At 39.5% G+C, this 10,053-nt stretch carries 10 protein-coding genes and 1 pseudogene; 10 read left to right on the forward strand and 1 reads right to left on the reverse strand.

Annotated features, from left to right (window positions below):
- The 10 genes and pseudogenes from AC1DVB_RS22600 to AC1DVB_RS22645 form a co-directional block, all read left to right on the forward strand.
- Positions 1-220, forward strand: a pseudogene (locus AC1DVB_RS22600) (cytochrome ubiquinol oxidase subunit I); the annotation flags it as partial.
- Positions 211-807: a cytochrome aa3 quinol oxidase subunit III gene (gene qoxC, locus AC1DVB_RS22605; protein ID WP_477591059.1), complete on the forward strand. Its 597-nt coding sequence runs from the start codon at positions 211-213 to the stop codon at positions 805-807. The pseudogene AC1DVB_RS22600 and the gene qoxC, both read left to right, overlap by 10 nt.
- A gap of 2 nt (positions 808-809) precedes the next feature.
- Positions 810-1,097, forward strand: coding sequence for a cytochrome aa3 quinol oxidase subunit IV (qoxD, locus tag AC1DVB_RS22610; RefSeq protein WP_057277337.1), 288 nt, complete (start codon positions 810-812; stop codon positions 1,095-1,097).
- A gap of 944 nt (positions 1,098-2,041) precedes the next feature.
- Positions 2,042-2,284 carry a YozE family protein gene (locus tag AC1DVB_RS22615; RefSeq protein WP_477591061.1) on the forward strand — a complete coding sequence of 81 codons (243 nt, stop codon included), beginning with the start codon at positions 2,042-2,044 and terminating at the stop codon, positions 2,282-2,284.
- Positions 2,285-2,298: 14 nt separating this feature from the next.
- Positions 2,299-4,065 (forward strand): ATP-binding protein, encoded by a 1,767-nt coding sequence (locus tag AC1DVB_RS22620; RefSeq protein WP_328097458.1) that lies wholly within the window; start codon positions 2,299-2,301, stop codon positions 4,063-4,065.
- A 150-nt stretch (positions 4,066-4,215) separates the two neighbouring features.
- The gene (locus AC1DVB_RS22625; protein ID WP_239858340.1) at positions 4,216-4,923 is read left to right on the forward strand and encodes a hypothetical protein; all 708 of its coding nucleotides are present in this window, start codon (positions 4,216-4,218) and stop codon (positions 4,921-4,923) included.
- A gap of 171 nt (positions 4,924-5,094) precedes the next feature.
- Positions 5,095-5,265, forward strand: a complete 171-nt coding sequence (locus AC1DVB_RS22630; RefSeq protein ID WP_064505166.1) for a YozD family protein — start codon at positions 5,095-5,097, stop codon at positions 5,263-5,265.
- A gap of 229 nt (positions 5,266-5,494) precedes the next feature.
- On the forward strand, positions 5,495-6,199 hold the full coding sequence (gene deoD / locus AC1DVB_RS22635; RefSeq protein ID WP_034307509.1) for a purine-nucleoside phosphorylase: 705 nt from the start codon (positions 5,495-5,497) through the stop codon (positions 6,197-6,199).
- 280 nt (positions 6,200-6,479) lie between these two features.
- Positions 6,480-7,940, forward strand: a complete 1,461-nt coding sequence (locus AC1DVB_RS22640) for a lmo1851 family serine protease (RefSeq protein WP_250160996.1) — start codon at positions 6,480-6,482, stop codon at positions 7,938-7,940.
- Positions 7,941-8,053: 113 nt separating this feature from the next.
- Positions 8,054-8,941, forward strand: coding sequence for an LCP family protein (locus AC1DVB_RS22645; protein ID WP_057277340.1), 888 nt, complete (start codon positions 8,054-8,056; stop codon positions 8,939-8,941).
- 169 nt (positions 8,942-9,110) lie between these two features.
- Here the strand turns inward: AC1DVB_RS22645 and mtnA are convergent.
- The coding region (gene mtnA, locus AC1DVB_RS22650; RefSeq protein WP_477591064.1) for an S-methyl-5-thioribose-1-phosphate isomerase at positions 9,111-10,053 on the reverse strand (943 nt) is incomplete at its 5' end.

Here is a 10,053-nt window from a genome sequence, read left to right on the forward strand (position 1 = left end):
GCCCAATAACAGCGGGGGACCGTTTATCCTGTCCTGTATCTTCTTTGTCTTTGGATTTGCGTTAGTATTCAGCATATGGTTTCTTGCGATTATTGGGTTAATCGGTATCTTTGTTTGCATGGCTCATCGTTCATTCGAAATAGATCATGGGCATTACATTTCTGTAGAAGAAATTAAAGAGACAGAAGCAAAATTCGGGGGTGTTAATAAATGGAAATAGATCACTCGCAACCTCTTGAATATAGTACGGAACAAAATCGTCTAAATATTTTAGGCTTCTGGATTTTCCTTGGAGCCGAAATTATGCTTTTTGCAACACTCTTTGCATCATATTTTACATTAGTTGATCGTTCGGGTAATGGACCTGCTGGAGCAGAATTATTTGAAATCACTCCAGTACTTGCTGAAACATTCTTGCTCTTAACAAGCAGTTTTGTCATCGGGCTTGGAATTCATGCCATGCGAATTGGCAACAAGAAAGCTATGTTGACATTTTTCATAATCACTCTCCTTCTTGGATTAGGATTTATAGGATTTGAAATTACTGAGTTCATTACCTATTATCGCRAAGGAGCTACACTGCAAACTAGTGCATTTACATCGATACTTTTTACAACATTAGGGACACATGGAGCACATGTTACATTAGGGCTTTTCTGGGGGTTATTTATTATCCTTCAAGTGAAAAAACGCGGGTTGACACCTGAAACAGCCAATAAATCTTTCATTTTCTCTCTTTACTGGCATTTCTTAGATATCGTTTGGATCTTCATCTTCACCTTTATCTACATGAAAGGAATGACATGAACATGAAGGAATTATTCCCGGCTAAGCAAGTATGGGGTTTTGTATTTTCATTGATTTTGACGTTTGTAGCTATTTTGGTTTACTTCTTCAATATGTCAAAAGCAACAGGCATGACGATTTTTATATTGACAGCATTCATACAAGCAGCTGTTCAACTAGTTGTGTTTATGCATGCTCGTGAAACTGATGATAGCAAATCAATTTTTATGACATTATATTGCGCTATATTCCTAGCTCTAATTACTGTCTTCGGTACAATACTATGTATGATCTGGGGTTGGAGTTATTGATATGATACAGCTTGGGAACAGAAGGCGTATGATGAGTAATTGAAGTTGAAATAGGGACAATGAGCTATGAATAGGGAAAAGCTTATAAAGCCCTATCACAATATAACTGCTGATAAATTCCAATTTTAAAAAGACCTTCATTTAAGGGATACGGCTATTGAAATTCCCTTTTAAGGTTATTTCCAATCCCAATGAGAATGGGGGAAATAGCAACTGATCGTGCGGATTCAGATAGCCATCTAAAAAAATGTTTTATAAACTATTAGGGAAAAGTAATAGCAAGGTGTTTGATGGCTGGGAAGAGTACCAAAAAGAAATTCCCTATTTCTCCAGATGCAATGAAAGCATATCATTATCAAGAACTTCATCGTGAAAATCCTACTCGTGAGTAATATGTTCTTCATACTATTCGTAAGAGGTGTAAGGCGATAGTGAAAAGACTGGATTTTTTACAGCAAACAAAAGCAATAAATTGTTCCATATAATATGAATGAATAAATCCCCTCATTTTAGACAGAACAGTGTAAACCACTATTTCTATCGATGAAGGGGATTTGATTTTTCCTTTCAGAAAACTATAGCCTGCGGGAAATTGAAGGTTTTTGAAATCATTCCGTCATCCTTCATGCGGAATGACAGACCGTGCACCGCATGTTTATTATAGGCCTTGGGCATTGATTGATACCAGTTGAAGAACTTCGTCTCCTTTATCGAACATATTTAGAACGATATCGTAAAAAATAAAGAAATTTTCCGTTTTAAGGAAAGAGTACGATATTTTAGTGTAATTCCGTAATAAAACGAATGCGTTTTGTGTTGAAAAATCGTGGATTTCATAAAGTGAGGAAGAAAAAACCAAATTGTTTTTTAAAAAAGTGGACGGAAGCGAAAGTTTCCGATATATTAAAGCAGAAATCATAGTTATTTTAGGGGGGCTCGACATCATGAGACCATTTTATTTATATTTAATGAAATTTCGACAACCAAAGGAGATTGATGCAATCACTAAATTTGCCAATTATGCCTATGAGGATCATGGCTTCCCAAAACAATCGACTGATTATAATGAACTGAGCAGTTATTTAGAATTGAATGCAGACTATCCCGAAAGTATGTCAGTATTCGATCAAGCGTGGGAACAGTATGTCCAAATAGAAGAAGGGATCATATTGGGAGATCAGGAATAGGGAGGATTGGAAGGATGTTAAAAAGCCTTCAAACCCGAATTTTGCTTTATTCTTTACTTATTGCAAGTGTTCCTCTTCTGATTTTGGGAATCATATCCTATGGATCACAACGCTCCCTTCTGGAGAAGGAAGCAAAAAATGCCCTGAATGCAGGTTCACTGAATATTGTAAATGAAACATACAGCTATTTGAACGAACGGATCAGTGATGTGAAATTAATGAGTGCAAATTCTGCAATCATCAATCCTGGCCACTCAAAAGAAGAGAAGTCAGATGAACTAAAAAAGTTTATCGATGCAAAAGGAAATTATTACGGAGTTATGCATTTGGATATGGAAGGCAATGTCATTGCAGATACATCCAATAAAATGATCGGGGATAACCTCGCGAAGAGAATATGGTTCAAAGAGGCAATAGAAGGTCATGAGTTCCTTTCAGACGTATATAAAACCCGGGCTTTCTCAGAACCGATTATAGCTCTGAGTACGCCGGTATATGATCATGCAGGGGAAATGATCGGAGTCGTATCCACAGCTTTCCGTTTGGAAGGGTTGTGGGAGATGATGGAAAAAAAAGCTGATGAAATTAGTGATAAATACCCAGTGAACTTTTTCATGATCAACCAGGAAGGCATCATGATTTCGAAAAAAGACCCACATGGCATTATGCAGGATTCTGCCTTGAGAGAAATGGGATTAACAAAAGATAAGCTGATGGAAGCTTCGTTATCGGATGATTTGTACAGTGCAGAGAATGGGGAAAAAATATATTCCATCAAGCCTGTCCATACGATAGCACAAACAGAGAATAAATGGTTTGTTGTTGTGGGTGCTGATAAGAAGCAGGTGTTTCAGCCTTTGAATGACCTATTGACACGGTACCTGACCATCTACAGCATCGTTTTTGTTTCTATCATTCTGGCTGTCTATTTACTAACAAAGACCCTCGTTCGGCCAGTTCAAGAACTTGTCGAAGCAACAGAGGATTTCATAGGAGGAAAGGAATTCATCATTTCCGATAAAAGAAGCTTCGAGGAAATGGAAAAATTGAACCTTGCCTTTCTAAGAATGATGGAAACGATAGAAGATCGTGAGAAGGAAATCGTCCGTACGGAAAAATTGAAGTATGTAGGCCAGCTTGCTGCCGGTGTCGCCCATGAAATCAGGAACCCATTGACGACAATAAAGGGTTTTTTCCAATTATTGAAGAGCCAGGATCATGATAAATCATTGATAGAAAAATATAGCGATGTCATGCTTCATGAAGTGGATCGGGTCAATGTATTTGTAACACAACTTCTTGATTTGGCAAAACCGCATCAACTGGAATGGGAGAAAATCGATTTAAAGGATTTCCTTGATGAAATTATGGATACCTATACTTCCTCAATTCCGAGTTCTCATGTAAGAATAATTAATGGCATGACACAATCCGTCATTGTTTATTCAGACAGGAACCGGTTAAGGCAGGTTCTCTTGAATGTCTTGAATAATGCATGTGAAGCCATCGAAGCAAGGGGGCAGATTGAACTGCATCACGATTCCATCTCCCAATATATAAGATTAGTGATCAGCGATGATGGAGAAGGCATAAGTCCCGAGAATTTAAAAAATATCGGTATGCCCTTTTATACCACCAAACCGGATGGAAACGGATTAGGTGTGGCGACATGCATTCAGATAATGGAGGAATTAAAAGGGAAATTCCAAATTGAGAGCGTCCCCGACGAAGGAACGAAAGTGACGCTCACTATCCCCACTACGAACCGTCTCATTAAATGAGGCGGTTTTTGGTTGTAGTGCCCTTAAATAAATGGGCCGGTTAATTAGCTAAATGAGCAAAATGCCCGCTTAATTCCATTAACCTCCATGTTTGTTTGTGCATATAATTTACTAATCAAACGATAAGGACCATATTGGGGGATGTCTCTTATGGGCAAAAAAAAACAGCCGAAATTTAAATTAGGCGATACAGTCGTAATAACAATGTATGGGACAGTCGGGAATATAACCGATGTAAAATTTCTCGATGGTGCTTATGTGTATGAAGTGAACTATAGTGAAGGTCTTTATATCGAAAAAACATTGCAATCGATAAATGAATATGAAGGAGAAATCCTTTATCCGAAAGAGCAAATCGATATTGAATATAAATTTTTATTAGGTGACTTGGTCCAAGTGGATGGATATGAACAGGATTATTTCAAGATTATCGGCTATCGAACGGAAATTTGGCGCTATAAGGAAAATGCCTGGGAGGATGTAATCTATGAGTTATCAAGAATCTCTGATGGTGAATGGCTTGAAGCGCATGAAGAAGAACTGACTTTGATTGCCGATGCTAAACGTGCAGATGGAATCATTAAAAAGTTGGGTCTGCTCCTTCCTCAAATGAAAAATGAGCTTGCTATCATTGCTAAACAAAACAACCCTGGTAAAGGTGAGCGAGAAATGACAATGACAAAAGATGAAAAAAAGGAAATGATTGATGGCCTGTTGGATTTATATAATGATTATTGTAAGCTCTACGAACATTTTGGCGATGATGAATATCGTCACATCATGAAAATCGCCCTTGCTAAAATAGAAAAGGCGGCAGAGGAAATTTATCCAGATCATAAAAAGAAGCAAACGAAGTGAAAGACACCTATAAAGGGAAATTTCCAGATTCCCTATAGAAGTATCCATTCAAATTGAACACGAATGGAACTTGATAACGATAGACCTTTCATATGTTTTTCCATTAAGGGATGCCTTACTGGTATATTTGTCTCTACACATTCATAGACCTTTAAATAAGGGGGCGATGATTTGCGAGAAATTGAGGTTTTTATTGATACAGAAGAGATAGCGGAATTCTTTTTTCAAGAATTGATAAGACGGGGCTATCTTCCAACAGAAGCTGAAGTTGAAGATCTTGCTGACATCACATTCGAATATCTTCTTGAAAAATGCATAATTGATGAAGAAGTCGATGAGTAACCTGTCATAAGACGGTTAGCAGCTTCCTTTCCCTTAATTTTATTAACCATTAAAAAAAGACGGCGGACCTCCGCCGTTTTGTTTGCGATTTAGGAAGGGTGCCAAAAGTCGTTTCGTGATTTCCATTTTTCAAGTTCCAGATAAGGTTCGATTTTCCTAACTTGTGGTTGATATGGTATAGTAGTTTTTGAATATCATTTCAACCACAAGTTAAGGAGGACATAGTCGTATGAGCGTACATATTGGTGCAAAAGAGAATGAAATTGCGGAAACGGTCTTACTTCCTGGGGACCCGTTGCGTGCAAAATATATTGCTGAAACATTTTTAGAGGATGCTAAACTTTATAATGAAGTTCGTAACATGTTTGGATATACAGGGACATATAAAGGAAAACGAATTTCTGTACAAGGTACAGGCATGGGTGTCCCATCCATTTCGATTTACGTGAATGAATTGATGAATAGCTATAATGTCCAGAAGTTGATTCGTGTGGGAACTGCAGGAGCGATTCAAAAAGATGTAAAAGTCAGGGATGTGATCCTTGCCATGAGTGCCTCCACCGATTCCCAAATGAACCGTATGACTTTCGGCGGGGTGGACTTTGCCCCGACCGCAGATTTCGAATTACTAAGAAAAGCTTATGACGCCGGCACGGCAAAGGGCTTGCAATTGAAGGTCGGTAATGTATTTACGGCCGATCAGTTTTATAACGATAATAGTGAATTGGAAAAATGGGCAAAATACCAAATACTTGCGATAGAAATGGAATCAGCGGCCCTTTACACGCTTGCTGCTAAATTTGGACGCCAAGCTTTATCTGTATTGACCATTTCCGATCACATTTTAACTGGTGAGGAAACGTCGGCGGATGAGCGCCAGTCAACTTTTAACGAAATGGTTGAAGTGGCATTGGAAGCAGCTATCCAGGACTGATAATTGGTTGTAAATGACAGGCGGGTGACCAGGAATAAGTGATGCTGTATAATGGCAGTTTGGATACAGGCTCATTTGTTCCAGGTATCCGCATTTTTGTAATATCAGGAGATGCCTGTTGTCCTTGGAGCATTCTCCATGATTTGAAGTTTATTAAAAAATACATATGGCTATAAGTTGTTATTTTTGATAACTATTATTTTTCGATTGGCATGAAAGCTGATAAAATAAGAATGAAATCGTTTATATCGTCATGAAGAATGAAAGTGGTGAGGCTTCAGTGGAAGAAGAAAATCAAAAACAGCCAAAAGAGGCAGGGAAATTCATTAAAATGAAGAAGTTTACGTTCATTATGGGGATTTTCTTAGTCATATTTCTAACTGCAGGGATTACTACAATAGCCTTGACCTTTGGAGATGAAAAAGTAGAGTCATTAGCACCGGATAAGCATGCGGAATTTGAAAAGCTGTATTCTACATACGATAAGATAAAAGATGACTATTATGAAGAGGTTGATGAAGAAAAACTTGTTGACGGCGCAATTAATGGAATGATCAAATCATTGGATGATCCCTATTCTGCTTATATGGATAAAAAGGAAGCATCGAGTTTCCATGAGAGCATCTCTTCATCTTTTGAAGGAATCGGTGCTGAGATTCAGGAGCAGGATGGACAAATCATGGTCGTCTCACCGATAAAAGGGTCCCCAGCAGAAAAAGCAGGGGTAAAACCGAATGATATCATATTAAGTGTGGACGGTAAAAGTGTTGAAGGACTCAGCTCTTCTGAAGCTGTCCTGAAAATCAGGGGCGAGAAGGGTACAAAAGTGGATCTATCCATCTCAAGAGCTGGTGAGTCGGAACCGATTAAGCTCACCATTAAACGGGATACAATTCCGATTGAAACGGTATATGCGGAAATGCTTGATGATGGAGTTGCAAAAATTCAAGTGACCAGTTTTTCCGAACATACAGTCCAAGAGTTGAAAACGGCGCTTGAAGAAATGTCGAAGAAGGATATGAAGGGTCTCGTATTGGATTTGCGGGGAAACCCAGGAGGACTGCTTGATCAAGCAATAGAAATGGCAAGCCTGTTCATACCTAATGGGAAAGTGGTCCTTCAAGTTGAGGATCGCAGCGGGAAAAAAGATGTATATAAATCGGAGAATGATGGAGAACTGAAAATCCCGGTAGTCGTGTTGATTGATGATGGAAGTGCCAGTGCTTCTGAAATCGTTGCAGCGGCTGTCAGTGAGTCTGCGGACATTCCATTGATCGGTGTCAAGTCATTTGGGAAAGGGACAGTGCAGACTGCCCAAGACTTCGAAGATGGATCTAACTTCAAATATACGGCAGCTAAATGGTTGACTCCTGAAGGCAATTGGATTCATAAAAAAGGGATCAAGCCGGATATTAACGTGAAGCTTCCTGATTATGCCAGCCTTCCGTACATTTCGCCTGATAAGGAATTGAAAGCATCCGATTCTTCTAGTGAAGTGAAGGCGGCTGAAGAGATGCTGAAGGAAGCAGGACATGATCCAGGTAAAATAGATGGATTCTTCGATGAAGCAACCAAGAATGCGGTCACAGCATTCCAAAGGGAACAAAAAATTAAAGAAACCGGCACCATTAAGGATGATACTACCGTGAAATTGATGCAGGTCATCCGCGAGAAAATCCTTAAAAACGACACACAAGTGAAAAAGGCAGTAGAAGTATTAAAGAAAGAAATCAATAAATGATTTTGATTGAAAAGCCTGTCAGCGGATATCGTTGGCAGGCTTTTTTTTCGTTTCATGCATAGAATTCCAAAATTAGGCAGAGAATAGGGGTAATTTTCCGATGAGGTGAGGTAATGAAAGAAAAGGTATTGTTCATATATCTATTGGTCTTGATTCTGGCAGGCTGCACCTATGCCCCTTTACCCAAACAAAATGGAAATGATGGTACGGAAAAAAAACTAACCAATGAAGATAACCAGGAAAACGATAAAACTTTTCTGTTAATTGGTGTTGACACAAGGGGAGAGCAAAAATCTCGATCAGATGCGATTATCCTTGCAAAATACTTTCCTGAGCAGGAGAAACTGAAGCTGGCTTCCATTATGCGTGATAGTTATGTGAAAATCCCCGGGAATAAATCAGGATATAACAAAATAAATGCTGCTTATTATTATGGTGGGAGGGAATTGCTCAAGAAAACCATACAGGAAAACTTCGATGTCAAGATCGACCATGTAGCGGTAATCGACTTTAAGGGATTTGTGAAGATGGTGGATTTACTTGCCCCTGAGGGGGTGGCCGTGAATGTGGATCAGGAAATCATAGATGATATGAGCATCCAAGCAAGCGTCGGTAAAAATGTTTTACATGGTGAGGAAATATTGAAATATGTCCGTTTTAGACATGACGATGAAAGTGATTTTGGCAGGGTTGAACGACAACAAGAAGTAATGGTTCAATTAAAAACAGCGTTTATAAATCAAATCTCATCCTTCGAAGGGATGGCGGCCCTTCCTAGTATAATCGAACAAGGACTCTCGTACTTGGATACGGATATTGGCCTGAAAACAATAATGGAAATGGGTCCCAAAGCCGTCTTCCATACACCGGACACGGTCGAAACCTTAAGGGTTCCAGTGAAAGGAAGCTTCAAAGATGAAATATATCCCCAGTCCGGAGCCGTTTTGGAAATAGACTACACTAAAAATAAGAAGGCACTTCAGGAGTTCTTTTCAAAATAATAAGAATGTCCTATTCTCTTTTATTATCGAAGACATCCTTAACTGAAGATGTTCAAATTTAAATATTGTATTATAGACCTCGCAAGAATAATCTTAATTCAATCACCTTTATAAAACGAGAGGGATAAAAAATCCTTCTCGTTTTTTAACACCATAAAAGGAACCTGGATCAATTAACAAAATGCGGAATGTTTTTGAAGAAATCCGGTGTTATGATGCCGTTTTCGGTAATGATGCTTGTAATTAGATGATTCGGTGTAACGTCGAAGGCAGGATTGAAAGTCTTCACGTTTTCCGGAGCGATCCTTACACCTTGAATGAAGGTGATTTCCTTTCCATTCCGTTCTTCGATCGGGATGGATGTGCCGGATTCGATAGAAAGGTCGAATGTGCTTGATGGTGCGGCCACATAAAAGGGGATACCAAAGTGCTTGGCTAATATGGCCAATCCCAACGTCCCGATTTTATTGGCAGTATCTCCATTTGCCGCAATCCTGTCGGCCCCGACGATAATTCCCTTTATTTCTTTCTGGTGAATCGTATGGGCAGCCATATTATCAGAAATTAAGGTGACGTCAACTCCCGCTTGCATCAATTCCCAAGCCGTCAAACGCGCCCCTTGCAGGACAGGCCTTGTTTCACATGCGTACACTTTTAGCGGAAAGTCCCTTTCTTTAGCCAGGTGGAAGGGAGCCAAGGCTGTGCCATACCGAGCCGTGGCGATTCCCCCGGCGTTGCAATGAGTAAGAATGGAATCTCCTCTATTGAATAGGGATAAACCATGTTCCCCGATTTTCCTGCACATTTCTTCATCTTCAGCAAAGATGGCTTTAGCCTCCGATATAAGTGCTTCCTTGGCAGTTGAAATGCTTTGAGCAGCCTGCAAGGTGTTCTCCATCCTCCTTAACGCCCAAAAAAGGTTGACTGCAGTAGGCCGTGAAGAGGCGAGTTTTTCAATATGCCTCGTTACATTTTTCTTGAATTCCCCTAATTCAGCGGTTGTTTCCTGCTTTGCGCCAAGTGCAACACCAAATGCTGCCGTCAGCCCAATTGCTGGGGCACCGCGAACTTTTAATGACAAAATGCTGTCATATACATCATCAACAGAATGA

The sequence above is a fragment of the Peribacillus sp. P4_D6 genome, assembly GCF_056401795.1.

Excerpts from the sequence above, each read along its gene's own strand:
- qoxD (WP_057277337.1), top strand. The coding sequence starts at position 810 with ATGAAGGAATTATTCCCGGCTAAGCAAGTATGGGGTTTTGTATTTTCA.
- deoD (WP_034307509.1), top strand. The coding sequence starts at position 5,495 with ATGAGCGTACATATTGGTGCAAAAGAGAATGAAATTGCGGAAACGGTC.
- AC1DVB_RS22645 (WP_057277340.1), top strand. The coding sequence starts at position 8,054 with ATGAAAGAAAAGGTATTGTTCATATATCTATTGGTCTTGATTCTGGCA.
- AC1DVB_RS22620 (WP_328097458.1), top strand. The coding sequence starts at position 2,299 with ATGTTAAAAAGCCTTCAAACCCGAATTTTGCTTTATTCTTTACTTATT.
- AC1DVB_RS22615 (WP_477591061.1), top strand. The coding sequence starts at position 2,042 with ATGAGACCATTTTATTTATATTTAATGAAATTTCGACAACCAAAGGAG.
- AC1DVB_RS22625 (WP_239858340.1), top strand. The coding sequence starts at position 4,216 with ATGGGCAAAAAAAAACAGCCGAAATTTAAATTAGGCGATACAGTCGTA.